Genomic DNA, 17,084 nt, shown 5'->3' with positions numbered 1-17,084 from the left:
GCTGCATCGCTTCGTTCGGCGGCGTTGCGCTGGTGGGCTGAAGCCCACCCTACATTCCGAGCGGTGGCGTCGCCGCCGCGCTCACATGTCGTGCTTGGCGACCTCGAAGCCGCGGCGCTTGTACTCGCTCCAGCGCGCGCGCGAACCTTCGCGCTCGGCGGGATCGGCGGCGACCACTTCCAGCACGCGCTCGTAGCGGCCCTCGGCGCAGGCGTCGCGCAGGTTGATCACCAGCGGACGGTCGAATGCGTCGAAGCCGGGCGGCACGATCAGCACCGCGGTGTCCGCATCGTCCTCGTCGCCGGCGATCTGGTGCGGGATGAAGGCGTCCTCGTCGAACGCCCACAGCAACTCGTCCAGCGCCTCGGCCTGCTCCAGCGAACGCACCAAAACCAGCATCGGCTGCTTCGCCGCCAGCGCCTTCTTGGCCAGCTCGCAAACCAGCCGCAGCGGCTCCGCGGCGAAGCGCGGCTTGGCGATCAGGTAGAAGTCGGCGCGCATAGGAGCGTGGAGACGGGAGACGTGAGAGATGCGGGGCAGCGGCGATCGGACGGGAGCCTACATCATCGTCGCGCCGGTTTCCGCGGTGACGACGCGTGCGGGGATGCGATGCTCCCCCGTCGCCCGTCGCCCGTCGCCCGTCGCCCGTCGCCCCTCTCCCGCTTCCCGACCTCAGCCGCAGCGATCGATCAGGAACTGCGCCAGCATCGGCACCGGGCGGCCGGTGGCGAGGCCCTTGCGGCCGTCTTCCCAGGCGGTGCCGGCGATGTCGAGGTGGGCCCAGCGCTGGCCTTCGGCGAAGCGCGCCAGGAAGCAGGCGGCGGTGATCGCGCCGGCCGGCTTGCCGCCGATGTTGGCGACGTCGGCGAAGCCGGATTCGAGCTGGGTCTGGTAGTCGTCCCACAGCGGCAGGCGCCAGCCGCGGTCGAGCGTGCGCTCGCCGGCGGCGAGCAACTGCTCGGCGAGGTCGTCGTGCTTGCTCATCAGGCCGCTGGCGTGCTTGCCCAGCGCGACCACGCAGGCGCCGGTCAGGGTCGCCGCGTCGACGATCGCCTGCGGCTGGAATTTCTGCGCGTAGCTCAGCGCGTCGCACAGGATCAGGCGGCCCTCGGCGTCGGTGTTCAGTACCTCGATGGTGATGCCGGACATGCTGGTGACGATGTCGCTGGGGCGGTAGGCGTTGCCGTCCGGCATGTTCTCCACCGACGGCACCACGCACACCAGGTTCAGCGGCAGCTTCAGCTCGGCCGCGGCGAGGAACGCGCCGAGCACGCCGGCGGCGCCGCACATGTCGAACTTCATCTCCTCCATGCCGGCGCCCGGCTTGAGGCTCAGGCCGCCGCTGTCGAAGGTGACGCCCTTGCCGACCAGCGCGTACGGCTTCTCGTCGGTCTTGCCGCCCTTCCACTGCAGCACGATCAGCTTCGGCGGGTTGGCCGAACCGCGCGCCACGCCGAGCAGCGCGCCCATGCCGAGTTTTTCCATGTCCGCGCGCTCGAGCACTTCCAGCGTCACGCCGGCGTGCGCGTCGGCGATCTTCTTCGCCTCGGCGGCGATGTGCGCCGGCGTGCAGATGTTCGGCGGCAGGTTGCCGAGTTCGCGCGCGAACTCGACGCCCTTGGCGATCGCCGCGGCTTGGGCGAGGCCGTCGCGGGCGTCGTCGCCGGCGATGAAGGCGACGTGCTCGAGGACGTTGCGCGCGCCGTTGTCCGCCTTCGGCTTGAGCGTCGCGGTGTACTTGTAGGCCGCGTGGTCGGCGGCGAGCGCGGCGGTGCGCACGCGCCAGGCGGCGTCGCGGCCGGGCACGTCGAGTGCGGTCAGCCACGAGGTCGCGCTCTTCACCGGCAGGCTCTTCAGCGCGCGCGCGGCCTCCAGGCTGATCTTCTGGAAGCGCGCGGCGTCGAACGTCTTCTGCTCGCCGAGGCCGACCACCAGCACGCGCGGCGCCTTCACCCCGGGCAGGCCGAACAGCGGCAGCGCGACGCCGGCCTTGGCGGTCAGGTCGCCGCTTTCGATCAGGCGTTTCAGCGCGCCCTGTGCGGCGCCGTCGATGCGCGCGGCGGCGCTGGACAGCACGCCGTGCTCGTACACGCCGACCACCGCGCAGGCGGTGTCGGCAAGCTCGGGGTGGGCGGAATCGAGGCTGAACTGCAGCGTCATGGGCATTTCCGGAATGAGGTCCGCCGCTGGCGGACAGGCTAGACTTGGCGCTTCGCCGCGCGCAGCGCGGCGAACCATGAAAGCGAAATACTAACGCATGCTGCGCATTCTCGACCGTTACCTGCTGCGCGAGCTCGGCCTCGGCATCCTCGCCGTGGGCGCCGTGCTGCTGCTGATCACCGTCGGCGGCACCTTCGCCGACGTGCTCGGCAAGGTCGCGGGCGGGCGCTATCCGGCCAGCGTGATGTTCCCGGTGCTCGGCCTGCGCATGGTCGACACGCTGACCTTCGTGGTGCCGCTGGCGGTGTTCCTCGGCGCGCTGCAGTCGCTGTCCCGGGTCTGGCGCGACAGCGAGATGCACGTGCTGGCCTCGTCCGGGTTCGGGCCGGGGGGGCTGCTGCGACCGGTCGGCCTGCTCGCGCTGCCGCTGGCGCTGGCGACCGCGCTGGTGTCGCTGTGGCTGGGGCCGTGGTCGGTGCGCACCGCGGACGCGCTGATCGAGCAAGCCAACCGCTCGGTCATCGCCGCGGGCCTCGAGCCCGGCCGCTTCGTCGAATTGCCCGGCAAGAGCGGCATCATCTTCGTCGACAGCATGAGCAACGACGGCACCAGGCTGGGCAAGCTGTTCGTCGAGAGCGAGCGCGCCGACGCCGACGGCAGCCAGCGCGTCGACATCGTCACCGCCAGGCGCGGCGAGCTGTACTACGAGAGCCAGGGCGGCAACCGCTTCCTCGCGCTGTTCGACGGCCACCGCTTCGAGGGCCGGCGCGGCCACGACGACTGGCGGCTGATGCGCTACGCGCGCAACGACCTCGCGCTGTCGCAGGACCAGGAGGACGTCGACGGCGACGATCCCGACCACGCGCTGCCCACGCCGGCGCTGTGGCGGCAGGACGAGCCCGGCGCGCATGCCGAGCTGGCCTGGCGCATCGGCGCGCCGTTCACCGGGCTGGTGCTGCTGGCGCTGGCGCTGCCGCTGGCGCGGCAGTCGCCGCGCGAGCCGCGCTACGGGCGCATGCTGGTCGCGATCCTCTGCTACTTCCTCTATTCCAACGTGCTGCTGCTGGCGCGCGCGGGCATCGTCAAGGGCCGACTCGACCCCGCGGTCGGGCTGTGGCCGGTGCACCTGGCGGTGTTCGCGGTCGCGGCGCTGATGCTCTGGCGCCAATACGCACCGCGCCGCGTGCGGGAGATTCGCTGATGGCGTTCGCGCTGCCGCGCCTGAAACAGGCCGACCGCCTGGTCGCCACCGGCGTGCTCGGCGCGCTGCTGCTGACCTGGGTGCTGCTGGTCGGCTTCGACAGCTTCACCCAGTTCGCGCGCCAGCTCGGCAGCATCGGCAAGAACGGCTACACGCTGGCGCAGGCGATCGGCTACATCGCGCTGACGGTGCCGCGGCGCTTCTACGAAATGTTCGGCAACGCCGCGCTGATCGGCGGCCTGCTCGGACTGGGCGGGCTCGCCGCCAGCGGCGAACTGACCGCGCTGCGCGCCGCCGGCATGTCCAAGCTGCGCATCGCCGCGGCCGGCGTCGGTACCGTCGCGGTGCTGGCGCTGGCGGTGGTGGCGCTCGGCGAGACGGTCGCGCCGGCCGGCCAGCAGCGCGCCGACGCGATCCAGTTGCAGGCGAAGGCGCGCAACCTCGGCGCATCCACGCGCACCGGCCTGTGGGCGCGCGACAACGGCAGCATCGTCAACGCCAAGGCCGCGCTGGCGCATCGCGAGCACGACCGCGTCAGCGTCGAGCTGGCCGAAGTGCGCATCTACGGCTTCGACACCGACGGCAACCTGACCGCGCTGACCACCGCGCGCCGCGCCGAGCATGCCGACGGCGTGTGGACGCTGTACGACGTCCGCGCCACCGCGTTCCACGACGGCGCCGCGCGCAGCGCGCAGGCGGCGCAGCGGCGCTGGGACTCGGGCCTCGATCCGCGCGTGCTGGCGCTGTCGGTCGCGCACCCCGAATACCTCCCCGTGCGCGACCTGCGCCGCAACATCCGCTACCTCGAGAGCAACGCCCAGAGCGCCGGCGCCTACGCCAACGCGCTGTGGGGGCGCGTGCTGTATCCGCTGAACGTGCTGGTGCTGGTGATGTGCGCGCTGCCGTTCGCGTTCGGCACGCTGCGCTCGGGCGGCCTCGGCAAGCGCGTGTTCATCGGCCTGCTGCTGAGCGTGGTGTGGTTCTTCCTGCAGAAGGCGCTGGTCAGCATGGGTGCGGTGTACGACGCGCCGCCGCTGTTGGCCAACCTGGCGCCGGCGCTGGTGCTGGCGGTGGCGGCGACGCTGTATTTCCGCAAGTTCGGTTGATCCCGCGCGAGGGACCGCAGGGTAGGCTTCAGCCCGCCGTCTCTCGCCCGTCGCCGGCACCGCGAATGCCACGGTGGGCCAAGGCCCGCCCGGCGATGGCCGTGTTTGTCAGCGCCGCAGTTCGACCGCGGTGCCGGCGAGGATGTCGTGCAGGGCGCGGCGCTGGCGGTCGATGAGCGCGACGGCGAAATCCAGCGCCCACGCCAGGGCCATCGCGACGAGCACGCCGCGCGCGTCGAGCGCGCGCCCCAGCGCCAGCAGCAGCAAGGGCGAGGCCGCCAGCGCGAAGCGCGCCAGCGCGCGGCCGGCGCCGAGCGCATCGCCGGCCGCGGTCACGCGCGTGCGCCACGGGCGCATGCCCAGCGTCTGCCCGCCGCGCGTCCACGACAGGGCGAAGTAGGTCGCGACCGCGGCGAGCTGCAGCGCGGGGTACCACCACGGCGCGGCGAGGTGCCCGCCCTGCGTCGCGATCAGCTCGCCGCCGGCGGCGAGCTGGCAGAGCAGGCCGATCGCCAGCACCAGCGCCAGCACGGCCACCAGGTCGTAGCCCAGCGCGGCGAGGCGGCGCCACAGCGGCGCGGGAACGGAGGTGGCGGGAGCGGCGGCGTTCATCGGGGGCTTCGGCGGGCTTGCGCCGCGGACGGCGGACGCGCCAGCATCGCCGGCGATGGAGACGCAAGCAAGCATCGACGCCGCCGACCGGGCCGACATCGACCTGTTCCTCGAGCGCGCCTGGTCCGAGGAGGGGCTGGCCGACCTGACCCTGGCCGCCTATCGCAGCGACCTCGAAGGCTTCGCACGCTGGCAGGCCGCGCGCGGGCGCAGCCTGGTCGACGCCGCGCGCGAGGACATCTTCCGCTACCTCGGCGAGCGCGGCGCCGCGCAGGTCAAGGCGCGCAGCAACGCGCGCCTGCTGAGCGCGCTGCGCCGCTACTACGCGCATCGCGCGCGCGTGCAGCCCGGCGCGGACAACCCGACCCTGCTGCTGCAGCCGCCCAAGCTGCCGCGCGGCCTGCCCAAGGCGCTCAGCGAGCGCGAGGTCGAGTCGCTGCTGCGCGCGCCGGACGACGCCACCCCGCTGGGCCTGCGCGACCGCACCATGTTCGAGCTGATGTACGCCTCCGGCCTGCGCGTCAGCGAGCTGGTCGGCTTGCCGCTGGCCGCGCTGAACCTGCGCCAGGGCGTGCTGCGCGTGACCGGCAAGGGCGGCAAGGAGCGGCTGGTGCCGGTCGGCGAGGTCGCGCAGGACTGGCTGCAGCGCTATCTCGCCGAGGCGCGGCCGACGCTGGCGCGCGGGCGCCTGCCGGCGGCGCTGTTCCTGTCGCGGCGCGGCGAGGGCATGACCCGGCAGATGGCGTGGTCGCTGGTGAAGAAGCACGCGCTGGCGGCCGGCATCGAATCGAAGCGCATCTCGCCGCACGTGCTGCGGCACTCGTTCGCCACCCACCTGCTGAACCACGGCGCCGACCTGCGCGTGCTGCAGATGCTGCTCGGGCACAGCTCGCTGTCGACCACGCAGATCTACACGCTGGTCGCCAAGGAAGGCCTCAAGCGCCTGCACGCGCAGCACCATCCGCGCGGCTGACCGCGCCGCGCGGCCGCGGGGCCGGCGCTCACGCCGCCAGACGCGCGCGCAGCAGCGGCTTCAGCAGCGCAAGCGCGGCGAGCAGCACGGCGCCGGCGGCGAGCGCGCCGCCCAGGCCGGCCGGCGGCGGCAGCGCGAAATGGAACAGCGCGCGCGCCGGCGCCCACGCCAAGGTCAGCGCGAGTAGCGCCGTGGCCGCGCCCAGCACCCACCACAGCGCGCGGTTGGGGCGCGCCAGCGTCGTGGTCAGCGCGCCGTCCAGCGAGCGGTTGCCGAGGATCAGCGCGACGTTGCAGGCGACCAGCGCGACGAACGCCAGCGCGCGCACCTGGCCGTCGACGAGTCCCGCGCGCAGCGCCGCCGCGTACACCGCGCCGACCAGCAGCAGCGCCAGCGCCCCCTGCAGCAGGCTCCACGCGAGCAGCACGGCGGAGAACAGCGGCGTCTCCGGCGCGCGCGGCGGGCGGCGCATGATGTCGTTCTCCTCGCGCTCGGCCTCGAACACGATCGAGCACGCCGGGTCGATCACCATCTCCAGGAACGCGATGTGCACCGGCGCCAGCACCAGCGGCGTGCCGGCCAGCAGCGGCAGCAGCGCCAGCCCGGCGATCGGCACGTGCACGGCGAGGATGTAGCCCATCGCCTTGCGCAGGTTGTCGTAGATGCGCCGGCCGAGCCGCACGGTGCGCACGATCGAGCCGAAGTCGTCGTCCAGCAGCACCAGGTCGGCGGCCTCGCGCGCCACGTCGGTGCCGCGTCCGCCCATCGCCACGCCGATATGCGCGGCCTTCAGCGACGGCGCGTCGTTGACGCCGTCGCCGGTCATCGCCACCACCTCGCCGTTGGCCTTCAGCGCCTCGACGATGCGCAGCTTCTGCTCCGGCATGATGCGCGCGAACACGCTGCACTCGCGGATGCGCTCGGTCAGCTCGAAGTCCTCCATGCGCTCGAGCTCGTCGCCGGTGATCGTGTGCGCCGCGTCGATGCCGGCCTCGGCGGCGATCGCGCGCGCGGTGGCCGGGTAGTCGCCGGTGATCATCGCCACGCGGATGCCGGCCGCGCGGCACTCGCGCACGGCGTCCGCCGCGCCGGGACGCAGCGGGTCGGCCAGGCCGACCAGGCCAACGAAGGCGAACGCGAAGTCGTGCTGCGAAGGCGGCCAGGCCTCGCCGCGGTGGCGCGCTTGCGCCACGCCGAGCACGCGCATGCCGCGGCGCGCCATGGCGTCGGCGTCGCGCAGCGCCGTGGCGGCCGCGTTCGCGTCGAGGTGGCACAGGTCGACGATCGCCTCCGGCGCGCCCTTGGCGGCGACCACGAACGTCTCCTCGTCCTCGGCGCGCCACGCCTGGGTCATCGCCAGCAGCCCGGCGTCCAGCGCGTACTCGCGCGCCAGCCGCCATTCGCCGTGCAGGTGCTCGGTGCCGGCCAGGCGCTCGCCGCCCAGCGCGTGCACGGCGCGCTCCATCGGGTCGAACGGATCCGGCACGCTGGCCAGGATCGCGTACTCGACCAGCGGGTGGAACGTTTCCGGCAGGTCGCCGTCGTCGAGCGGGGTGGGCCGGAACACCTCGCCGTCCACGCACAGCTCGGCGATGCGCATGCGGTTCTGGGTCAGCGTGCCGGTCTTGTCCGCGCACAGCACGGTGGCGGCGCCGAGCGTCTCGATGGTGGCCGCGCGCCGGGTCAGCACGCGTGCCTTCGAGATGCGCCACGCGCCCATCACCATGAACACGCTCAGCACCAGCGGGAATTCCTCCGGCAGCATCGACATGCCGAGCGCGATGCCGGCCAGCACCGCGTTCATCCAGCCGTCGCGCAAGAGGCCATACAGCAGCACGGCCAGCGTGCTGAGCGCGAGGCCGGTCAGGCCGAACGCGCGCACCACGTGGCGGGTCTGCCGGCTGAGCCGGGTCGGCGCGTGCTCGATGCGGCCCAGCGCGACGCCGATGCGGCCGATCTCGCTGCGCGCGCCGGTCGCGGTGACGCGCGCCAGGCCGTGGCCGCGCACCAGCAGCGTGCCGGAATAGACGAACGGCAGGTCGTCGCCGCCCGGCCGCGCGGCCGGCAGCTCCGCATCGGCGTCGGCGCTGCGCTTGCGCACCGGCGCGGATTCGCCGGTCAGCAGCGATTCGTCGGCGGCGAGTTCGTGGCCTTCCAGCACCCGCGCGTCGGCGGCGACGCGGTCGCCCTCGGCCAGCACCAGCAGGTCGCCGCGCACGACCTCGCGCCCGGCGATGCGCAGGCGCCGGCCCTCGCGCACCACCAGCGCGCGCGGGCTGGTCAGGTCGCGCAGCGCCTCCAGCACGCGCTCGCTGCGGTGCTCCTGCACGATCGCGATGCCGACCGAGAGGCAGGCGAACACCAGCAGCATCGCCGCCTCGCCGCGGTTGCCGAGGACGAGGTAGATCAGGCCGGCGGCGAGCAGCAGGCCGAACATCGGCTCGCGCACCACTTCCAGCACGATCCGCGGCAGCGAGCGCCGGCCGTCGCGCGGCAGTTCGTTGGGGCCTTCGTCGTGCAGGCGCGCGGCGGCCTCCCGGTCGGACAGGCCGGAGAGGTCGGGTGTCGAGAAGTCGTTCATGCGCTGCCTCCTTGGCGCGCGGTTGCGGCGGCGTCGCCGGCGCGGCCGGGCCGGCCGGACGCGGCCTGGCGCCGCGCCGCGACCGGCGTACGGGAAGCCGCCACGCGGCTCGGGTACACTTCCGCCTTGCCATGCCCCGGGTCGCACCGGCCGGGGCGTTCCTGCGAGGTCGTGCCGATGTCGAAATTCCTCCTTGCCGCTGCCCTGTGTGTGGCCGGCGCCGTGGCTGTCGCCGCCGCGGCGCAAGCGCCCGCGCCGACGAAGACGCCCGAGCAGACGGTCGCCGACGCGATCCACGCGATCGCGCCGAAGGTACAGGTCAGCGCGGTCGAGCAGGCCGGCTTGCCCGGGTTCTATCAGGTCGTTGCCGACGGACGTGTGATCTATGTCAGTACCGATGGCCGCTACCTGATCGAGGGCGACGTCTACGACCTCAAGACCCGTGCCAACATTTCCGAGGCGCGCACCGCGACGATGGTGAAGGCGGCGCTGGACGGGGTGCCGGCTTCCAAGCGGGTGATCTTCGCCCCGCAGGATCCGAAGTACCGCGTGGTCGTGTTCACCGATCCGGACTGCCCGTTCTGCCGCAAGCTGCACTCGCACATCCAGGACTTCATGAAGGCGGGGATCGCCGTCGAGTACCTCGCTTTCCCGCGCAGCGGCTTGCACACGCCGTCCTACGACAAGGCGGTGTCGGTGTGGTGCGCCAAGGACCCGCGCGACGCGCTGACCCGCGCCATGGCCGGCGAGAAGATCCCGGCGCTGACCTGCGACAACCCGGTGGCCGAGGAATACACGCTGGGCGCCAGGATCGACCTGCCCGGCACGCCGACCGTGTTCGGCGCCGACGGCCACATCCTCGGCGGCTACATGACCGCCGACGAGTTGCTGAAGAAGCTGCAGCAGGCCGACGCCATGCCGGCCAAGGCCGGCGGCTAGGGCCGCGGCCCGCGCCGCGGCGGCGCATCGGGTACCATATGGGGCTCCCATGAGCCCCCTTCGGCCCCCGGCATGATCGTCTTCGACGGCCAGAGCGCCCTTTCGCCGTTCCGTCTCGACCGCCTCAACGCCAGCCTCGCCGCCATCGAGCGCGGCGCGCGCGTGCGCGGCGCCTGGTTCACCTACTTCGTCGACGCGACGCAGGCGCCGGACGCCGCCGCGCGCGCGCGCCTGGTCGAGGTGCTGCAGGCGAAGCCGGCGGCGCCGGAGCCGGCCACGCTGTGGGTGGTGCCGCGCCTCGGCACGATCTCGCCGTGGTCGTCCAAGGCCACCGACATCCTGAAGGGCTGCGGCTTCGAGGTGAAGCGCGTCGAGCGCGGCGTGGCGTTCCTGCTCGCCGGCATGCCCGCCGCGGGCACGCCGGCGCACGCGGCGATCGCGCGCGCGCTGCACGATCCGATGACGCAGTCGGTGCTGGCTGCGCTGGCCGACGCCGAGCGCCTGTTCCTCGCCGGCAGCCCCGGGCCGCTGGGGCGCATCGCGCTGGGCGCCGACCCGGCGGCGGCGCTGGAAAGCGCCAACCGCGCGCTCGGCCTGGCGCTGGCGGCGGACGAGATCGCCTATCTCGCCGACGCCTACCGCGCGCTCGGCCGCGATCCGTCCGATGCCGAACTGATGATGTTCGCGCAGGCGAACTCCGAGCACTGCCGGCACAAGGTGTTCAACGCGAGCTGGACGGTGGACGGCGCGCCCGCGCCGGAATCGCTGTTCGCGATGATCAAGCACACCCACGCCAGCGCGCCCGCGCACACGCTGTCCGCCTACAAGGACAACGCCGCGGTGATCGAGGGCAGCGCCGGCCGGCGCTTCTTCGCCGATCCCGCCGACGGCGTCTGGCGCGCGCATGCGGAAACCATCGACTACGCGATCAAGGTCGAGACGCACAACCATCCGACCGCGATCGCGCCGTTCCCCGGCGCCTCCACCGGCGCCGGCGGCGAGATCCGCGACGAGGGCGCCACCGGCCGCGGCGGCAAGCCGAAGGCCGGGCTGAGCGGTTTCTGCGTGTCGCATCTGCGCATCCCCGGCCTGGCGCGGCCGTGGGAGGGCGAGCGCCCGCTGCCGCCGCGCATGGCCTCGGCGTTCGAGATCATGCGCGACGGCCCGCTCGGCGCCGCCGCCTTCAACAACGAGTTCGGCCGCCCCGCGCTGGGCGGCTACTTCCGCACCTTCGAGCAGGAAACCGGCGAGCCCGGCGTGCGCCGCGGCTACGACAAGCCGATCATGATCGCCGGTGGCCTGGCCAACCTGCGCCGCATGCATGTCGCCAAGGGCACGCTCGAACCGGGCGACCGGGTGGTCGTGCTGGGCGGCCCGGCGATGCTGATCGGCCTGGGCGGCGGCGCCGCCTCGTCGATGGCGTCGGGCACCAGCAGCGAGGACCTCGACTTCGCCTCGGTGCAGCGCGACAACCCGGAGATGCAGCGCCGCTGCCAGGAAGTGATCGACGCCTGCTGGGCGCGCGGCGAGGCCAACCCGATCGTCAGCATCCACGACGTCGGCGCCGGCGGCCTGTCCAACGCGATCCCCGAGATCCTGCACGACTCCGGCGTCGGCGGGCGCATCGACCTGAGCCGCATCCCCTGCGACGACCCGCACCTGTCGCCGATGCAGGTGTGGTGCAACGAATCGCAGGAGCGCTACGTGCTCGGCCTGCGCGCCGCCGACCTGCCGCTGTTCAAGGCGATCTGCGAGCGCGAGCGCTGCCCGTACGCGGTGGTCGGCACGGCCACCGCGGAACACGTGCTGCGGGTCGAGGATCCGCGCACGAGCACGGTCGTCATCGATCTGTCGCTGGACACGCTGTTCGGCAAGCCGCCGCGCATGCACCGCGACGCCACGCGCAAGAAGCCGCGCGTCGACCTGGTGCCGGATCTCTCCGGCATCACCCTCGACGAGGCCATCGCGCGCGTGCTGCGCCTGCCCGCGGTGGGCAGCAAGTCGTTCCTGATCACCATCGGCGACCGCACCGTCGGCGGCCTGTGCTCGCGCGACCCGATGGTCGGTCCGTGGCAGGTGCCGGTGGCCGACTGCGCGGTGACGCTGGCCGATTTCGAGGGCTATGCCGGCGAGGCGATGGCGATGGCCGAGCGCACGCCGGTGGCGCTGCTCGGCAGCGCCGACGCCGCAAGGCTCGCGGTCGGCGAGGCGATCACCAACCTCGCCGCCGCGCCGGTCGCCGACCTCGGCGAAGTGCGCCTGTCGGCGAACTGGATGGCCGCGGTCGGCCAGCCCGGCGAGGACGCCGCGCTGTACGACGCGGTGCAGGCGGTCGGCAAGGCGCTGTGCCCGGCGCTCGGCATCGCCATCCCGGTCGGCAAGGACTCGCTGTCGATGCAGGCCGTGTGGAACGACGGCGAGCGCGAGCAGCGCACGGTCGCGCCAGTGTCGCTGGTCGTCACCGCGTTCGCGCGCGTCGTCGACGCGCGCCGCGCGCTCACCCCGCAGCTGCGGCTCGACCAGGGCGAGTCCGAGCTTTGGCTGCTCGACCTCGGCGCCGGCCGCGACCGCCTCGGCGGCTCCGCGCTGACCCAGGCGTTCAACCGCGGCGGCGGCGTGCCGCCCGACCTCGACGATGCGCAGCGCCTGAAGGCGTTCTTCGCCGCGATCCAGCAGGCGAACCGCGACGGCCTGCTGCTGGCCTACCACGACCGCTCCGACGGCGGCGTGATCGTCAGCCTGCTGGAGATGGCCTTCGCCGGCCACGTCGGCCTGGAGATCCATCTCGACGGCTGGGCCGAGAATGCCCTGCACGCGCTGTTCAACGAGGAGCTGGGCGCGGTCGTGCAGGTGCGCACGCGCGACCACGACACGTTCGCCGCGCTGCTGGCGCAGCACGGCATCGGCGCGCTGGCGCACGTGGTCGGCCGGCCCAAGGAAAAGCTCGGCATCAAGCTGCGCCTCGGCGGCGATCCGATCGCGAAGTGGAACTGGACCCAGCTGATCACCGCGTGGAACGAAACCAGCCACGCCATGCAGCGCCGGCGCGACAACCCCGCCAGCGCGGACATGGAGCGCGTGTGGCGCACCGACGACGCCGATCCGGGACTCAGCCCCAGGCTCGCTTTCGATCCCGCCGAGGACGTCGCCGCGCCGTACGTCGGCAAGGGCGCGCGGCCGCGCGTCGCGGTGCTGCGCGACCAGGGCGTCAACGGCCAGGTCGAGATGGCGGCGGCCCTTGCCCGCGCCGGCTTCGAGGCGGTCGACGTGCACATGACCGACCTGCAGAGCGGCCGGCGCAACCTCGCCGACTTCGTCGGCTTCGCCGCGCCCGGCGGCTTCTCCTACGGCGACGTGCTCGGCGCCGGCCGCGGCTGGGCCACCTCGATCCTGTACAACGAGGCGCTGCGCACGCAGTTCGAGCTGTTCTTCGCCGATCCCGGGCGCTTCGCGCTGGGCGTGTGCAACGGCTGCCAGGCGTTGGCCGAACTGGCGCCGATCATCCCCGGCGCGGCGCACTGGCCGCGCTTCAAGCGCAACGCTTCCGAGCAGTACGAGGCGCGCCTGGTCACCGTCGAGGTGCTGGAGTCGCCGTCGATCCTCCTGCGCGGCATGGCGGGTTCGCGCATCCCGGTCGCGGTTTCGCACGGCGAGGGCCGCGTCGAGTTCGCGCACGACGCCAAGCCGACCAGGAGCGGCGCCTGCCTGCGCTATATCGACAACCGCGGCAAGCCGACCGAGAACTATCCGCTCAACCCGAACGGCTCGCCCGGCGGCTACACCGGCTTCACCGCCGCCGACGGTCGCGTCACCATCCTGATGCCGCATCCCGAGCGCGTCGCGCGCAGCGTGCAGATGAGCTGGCATCCCGACACCTGGGGCGAGGATTCGCCGTGGATGCGCATGTTCCGCAACGCGCGGGCGTGGGTGGGTTGAGCGCGGTCGCACAGCGCACCCCGGCGCGCCTGCGCGCGCTCGCCACGCTCGGCCTGCTGGCGCTGACCGCGGTGTGGGGCTCGACCTTCGTGCTGATCAAGGACGTGGTCGGGCGCATGCCGGTGGCGGATTTCCTCGCCGTGCGCTTCGCGATCGCGGCGGCGGCGATGGCGCTGCTGTTCGCGCGGCCGCTGCAGCGAATGTCGCGCCTGCAGGTCGGCCGCGCGCTGCTGCTCGGCACGGTCTACGGCGCCGGCCAGTTGCTGCAGACCTGGGGGCTGGCGCTGATCGCGCCCAGCGTCAGCGGCTTCGCCACCGGCATGTACGTGGTGTTCACGCCGATCCTCGCCACCGTGCTGCTGCGCCAGCGCATGGCCGGCGTCGTGTGGCTGGCCGTGCTGCTGGCCACCGCGGGCCTGGCGCTGCTGTCGCTGAACGGTTTCTCGGTGGACCTCGGCGTATGGCTGACGCTGGCCTCGGCGCTGCTGTACGCGCTGCACATCGTCGGCCTCGGCCAGTGGTCGCGGCCCGAGGAAGCGTTCGGCATGTCGGCGGTGCAGATGGTGGCGATCGCGCTGGTCTGCCTGCTCGCCACCGCGCCACGCGGCCCGGTGCTGCCGCCGGACCGCGCCGCCTGGATCGCCGTGCTGTACATGGCGCTGATCGCCGGCGCCGGCGCGATGCTGATGCAGACCTGGGCGCAGGCGCACCTGCCGGCGACCCGTGCCGCGATCGTGATGACCACCGAGCCGGTGTTCGCCGCCGCCTTCGCCGTCGCCTTCGGCAGCGACGTGCTGACCTGGCGCATGCTCGCCGGCGGCGCGCTGGTGCTGTCGGCGATGTACCTGGTCGAGCTGATGCCGCGCCGCCGCGACAAGGCCGACGCCGCACTCACCGCGGAGTCGGTGCATCACGAGATCTGAGCGCACGGCACGGCAGGAGCCTGCGTGCAGGCGCCCTGTTCCCCGCGCGGCGTCGTTGTAGGAGCCTGCGTGCAGGCGACCCCGGAACGTTTCGACCGGCGCCTGCGGCGCCGCCACCCTCACCCCGACCCTCTCCCGCCGGAGGCGGGAGAGGAGGGCAAGAATGGCGCGTCGCGTTCTTGCGTTACTTCGCGTGCGCGTCCTCGCCCTTTGGCATCGCTTCGCGCTTGGCGCCGAACGGGCTGTCGGGATACCACCGCGGCCACACGCCGCTCTTCGCCAGCCGTTCGCCCAGTTCGTAGTAGGCCTGCGTGTCCTCGAGGATGCCATCGAGATTCCAGTTCGGGTCGAACACGTCGTTCGGCGTGTGGTAGCGGTGCGCGGTGTAGTCCGCCGCCGCAGCCTTGCCGGCGGCCTCGCCGCCGTCCAGCAGGTCGAGGCCGGAGCTGGCCAGCATCGCCGGCACGCCGGCCTTGGCGAAGTTGAAGTGGTCGGAGCGGAAGTAGAAGCCGTTCTCCGGCGTAGTCTCGCCGGAGATCACGCGGTCCTGCGACTTCAGCACGTCGGCCAGCAGGTCCTCCAGCTGCGACTGGCCCTTGCCGATCACGGTCATGTCGCGCGCGCGGCCGACCGGCGGCAGCGCGTCGACGGCGAGGTCGGCGACGGTCTTGTCCAGCGGGAACACCGGCTTCGCCACGTAGTACTTCGAGCCGAGCAGGCCGGATTCCTCCAGCGTCGGCATGAAGAACAGCACGCTGCGTTCGGGCGGCGTCGGCTGGTGCGCGAAGGCGTCGGCGATCATCAACAGCATCGACAGGCCGGTGCCGTTGTCGACCGCGCCGCTGAACACCTGATGCCCCTCGCGCTTCGGATCCATGCCGAGGTGGTCCCAGTGCGCGGTGTAGATCACCGCCTCGTCGGGATGCGTGCTGCCCTTCACCATCGCCACCACGTTGTGCGACTCGAAGCGGCCGATGCGGTTCTTCAGCGTCAGCGAGGCGGTGGCCTGCAGCGGCACCGGCTTGAAGCCGCGCTGCGCGGCCTGTTTCTCCAGCGCGTCGAAGTCGAGGCCGGCGTCGGCGAACAGGCGCTTGGCGGCGTCGCGAGTCAGCCAGCCGGCCACCGGCAGGCGCGGCGCGGGATCGACGCTCGCGGGCAGGCCGAGCTGCGGGCCCGAGCCGCTGTTGACGACCACGCTCCACGGATAGCCCGCCGCGTCGTCGCTGGTGTGCACGACGAAGCAGGCGGCGGCGCCCTGGCGCGCGGCCTCCTCGTACTTGTACATCCAGCGGCCGTAGTAGGTCATGGCGCGGCCGTTGAACAGCTTGGGATCGCCGGTCGCGAAGCCGGGATCGTTGACCAGCACGATCACCGTCTTGCCCTTCACGTCGATGCCGGCGTAGTCGTTCCAGCCCCAGTTCGGCGCGATCGCGCCGTAGCCGAGGAACACGATCGACGAGTTCCTCAGGCTGACCGACGGTTTCGCCTGCAGCGTCTCCACCATCATGTCGGCGCGGTTGGCGAAGCGGTCGGATTTGCCCTTCGCCGTCACCGTCATCGCGACGTCGGTGTTGAGCAGTTCCGTGGAATCGGTCGGCACGGTCTGGAACCAGTCGCCGTGGTTGCCGGGCTCCAGGCCCATGCGCTTGAACTGCTCGACCAGCCAGGCGGTGGTCTTCTGTTCGCCTTCGGTGCCGGGCTTGCGGCCCTGGAAGTCGTCTGCGGCGAGCGTCCGGTCGTAGGCCCGGAACGCGTCGGCGCCGATCTGCGGCGCGAGCGCGACCGGCGCCGGCGGCGCGGGCGCCGCGGCGCTGGCGGCCGGTGGCGGCGTGGATGCGGCCGGCGGGGCGCTCTGCCGCTGGCAGGCGGCGAGGCCGAGGCCGGCGAGACAGGCGAGGGCGGTGGCGAGGCGGCGCATGATCGCTCTCCGGGGGGCGGGGGATCGTGCGGTTCTAGCGCCGGCGCGCGGTGCTGTCCAGCACGGCGACCGTCGACGCGGCATCCCATGGATGCCCGCGTGCGCGGGGATGGCGCCGGGGCGCCGTTCGCAGCGCGGTCAGATCTTCTTCGGCGGCGCCGCGGCGGGCGCGCTGCCCGGATACGCGATGCCGGCGCCGTCCGCGCCGATGTAGCGCACTGCGAGCTGCCAGTACTCGCCGGCCTTGCGCCAGACGTCCACCACGAAGTACGGGGCCGCTGCGTTCTTGTCGGTCGCCTGCGGGACGAGCGCGAAGCTCACCACCGCGGTGTCGCCGTAGTCGTGCACGGCGAAGCGTTCCTGCTCGGCGTCGGCAAGCGCGGGCGGCAGGTGCGCGAGCCAGTCGGCGCGCGGGGTGGGCGTGTCGGGCGCGCGGGCGTCGCGCTGTTCGAAATCCTCGGCCAGCAGCCGCTTGAGGCGGGCGGCATCGCGCGTGCGCAGGGCGTCGCCGAGGTCGCGCTCGAAGCCGGCGAACAGCATCGCCGCGCGGCTGACCGTGGGGATGCGCTGCGGGCCGGGCCCGGCGTCCGGTGCGGCGACGGTGGCGCAGGCGAGCAGCGCCGCCAGCGCGGCGCTGCGGGCACGGACGATGGTGCGCATGGTCGCGTTCCTTCCTCGATCGTGCGGGAGCCGCAGATGGCGACGCCGCGGCCGGTCCTGGTGGGACCGCGCCGC

At 73.0% G+C, this 17,084-nt stretch carries 12 protein-coding genes; 6 read left to right on the top strand and 6 right to left on the bottom strand.

Annotated features, from left to right (window positions below):
* Positions 1-81: 81 nt before the first annotated feature.
* Together ABFC67_RS11835 and ABFC67_RS11830 are read right to left on the bottom strand one after the other, a co-directional pair.
* Positions 82-501 (bottom strand): DNA polymerase III subunit chi, encoded by a 420-nt coding sequence (locus tag ABFC67_RS11835; RefSeq protein ID WP_346738233.1) that lies wholly within the window; start codon positions 499-501, stop codon positions 82-84.
* 171 nt (positions 502-672) lie between these two features.
* Positions 673-2,160, bottom strand: a complete 1,488-nt coding sequence (locus ABFC67_RS11830) for a leucyl aminopeptidase (RefSeq protein WP_346738232.1) — start codon at positions 2,158-2,160, stop codon at positions 673-675.
* A gap of 97 nt (positions 2,161-2,257) precedes the next feature.
* Here ABFC67_RS11830 and lptF point away from each other — a divergent pair, with 97 nt between their 5' ends.
* Both lptF and lptG read left to right on the top strand, forming a co-directional pair.
* The gene (gene lptF, locus ABFC67_RS11825; protein ID WP_346738231.1) at positions 2,258-3,361 is read left to right on the top strand and encodes an LPS export ABC transporter permease LptF; all 1,104 of its coding nucleotides are present in this window, start codon (positions 2,258-2,260) and stop codon (positions 3,359-3,361) included.
* Positions 3,361-4,467 carry an LPS export ABC transporter permease LptG gene (gene lptG, locus ABFC67_RS11820; RefSeq protein ID WP_346738230.1) on the top strand — a complete coding sequence of 369 codons (1,107 nt, stop codon included), beginning with the start codon at positions 3,361-3,363 and terminating at the stop codon, positions 4,465-4,467. The genes lptF and lptG overlap by 1 nt, the downstream gene beginning before the upstream one ends.
* Before the next feature lie 108 nt (positions 4,468-4,575).
* Here lptG and ABFC67_RS11815 read toward each other — a convergent pair whose 3' ends face one another.
* Positions 4,576-5,079, bottom strand: coding sequence for an RDD family protein (locus tag ABFC67_RS11815; RefSeq protein WP_346738229.1), 504 nt, complete (start codon positions 5,077-5,079; stop codon positions 4,576-4,578).
* A 55-nt stretch (positions 5,080-5,134) separates the two neighbouring features.
* On the opposite strand from ABFC67_RS11815, the gene xerD reads away from it, so the two are divergent.
* A complete protein-coding gene (xerD, locus tag ABFC67_RS11810; RefSeq protein WP_346738228.1) occupies positions 5,135-6,052 on the top strand; it encodes a site-specific tyrosine recombinase XerD in 918 nt (305 codons plus the stop codon).
* A gap of 28 nt (positions 6,053-6,080) precedes the next feature.
* Here xerD and ABFC67_RS11805 read toward each other — a convergent pair whose 3' ends face one another.
* A complete protein-coding gene (locus ABFC67_RS11805) occupies positions 6,081-8,633 on the bottom strand; it encodes a cation-translocating P-type ATPase (RefSeq protein WP_346738227.1) in 2,553 nt (850 codons plus the stop codon).
* A 177-nt stretch (positions 8,634-8,810) separates the two neighbouring features.
* Between ABFC67_RS11805 and ABFC67_RS11800 the strand changes: the two genes are divergently transcribed.
* From ABFC67_RS11800 to ABFC67_RS11790, 3 genes are all read left to right on the top strand, one after another.
* A complete protein-coding gene (locus ABFC67_RS11800) occupies positions 8,811-9,572 on the top strand; it encodes a DsbC family protein (protein WP_346738226.1) in 762 nt (253 codons plus the stop codon).
* A 72-nt stretch (positions 9,573-9,644) separates the two neighbouring features.
* Complete coding sequence (gene purL, locus ABFC67_RS11795) at positions 9,645-13,508, top strand: phosphoribosylformylglycinamidine synthase (RefSeq protein WP_346738225.1); 3,864 nt, start codon at positions 9,645-9,647, stop codon at positions 13,506-13,508.
* Entirely contained in the window at positions 13,505-14,431 is a 927-nt protein-coding gene (locus ABFC67_RS11790) for a DMT family transporter (RefSeq protein ID WP_346738224.1), read from the top strand. The genes purL and ABFC67_RS11790 overlap by 4 nt, the downstream gene beginning before the upstream one ends.
* Before the next feature lie 184 nt (positions 14,432-14,615).
* On the opposite strand, the gene ABFC67_RS11785 is transcribed toward ABFC67_RS11790, so the two are convergent.
* Both ABFC67_RS11785 and ABFC67_RS11780 read right to left on the bottom strand, forming a co-directional pair.
* On the bottom strand, positions 14,616-16,349 hold the full coding sequence (locus ABFC67_RS11785) for a M28 family metallopeptidase (RefSeq protein ID WP_346738223.1): 1,734 nt from the start codon (positions 16,347-16,349) through the stop codon (positions 14,616-14,618).
* Between the two features lie 138 nt (positions 16,350-16,487).
* A complete protein-coding gene (locus ABFC67_RS11780) occupies positions 16,488-17,009 on the bottom strand; it encodes a nuclear transport factor 2 family protein (RefSeq protein WP_346738222.1) in 522 nt (173 codons plus the stop codon).
* Positions 17,010-17,084: the final 75 nt, after the last annotated feature.

It is taken from the genome of Mizugakiibacter sp., assembly GCF_039680435.1.
Lineage (GTDB): Bacteria > Pseudomonadota > Gammaproteobacteria > Xanthomonadales > Rhodanobacteraceae > Mizugakiibacter.
This window is presented reverse-complemented; position numbering and strand designations above follow the sequence as displayed.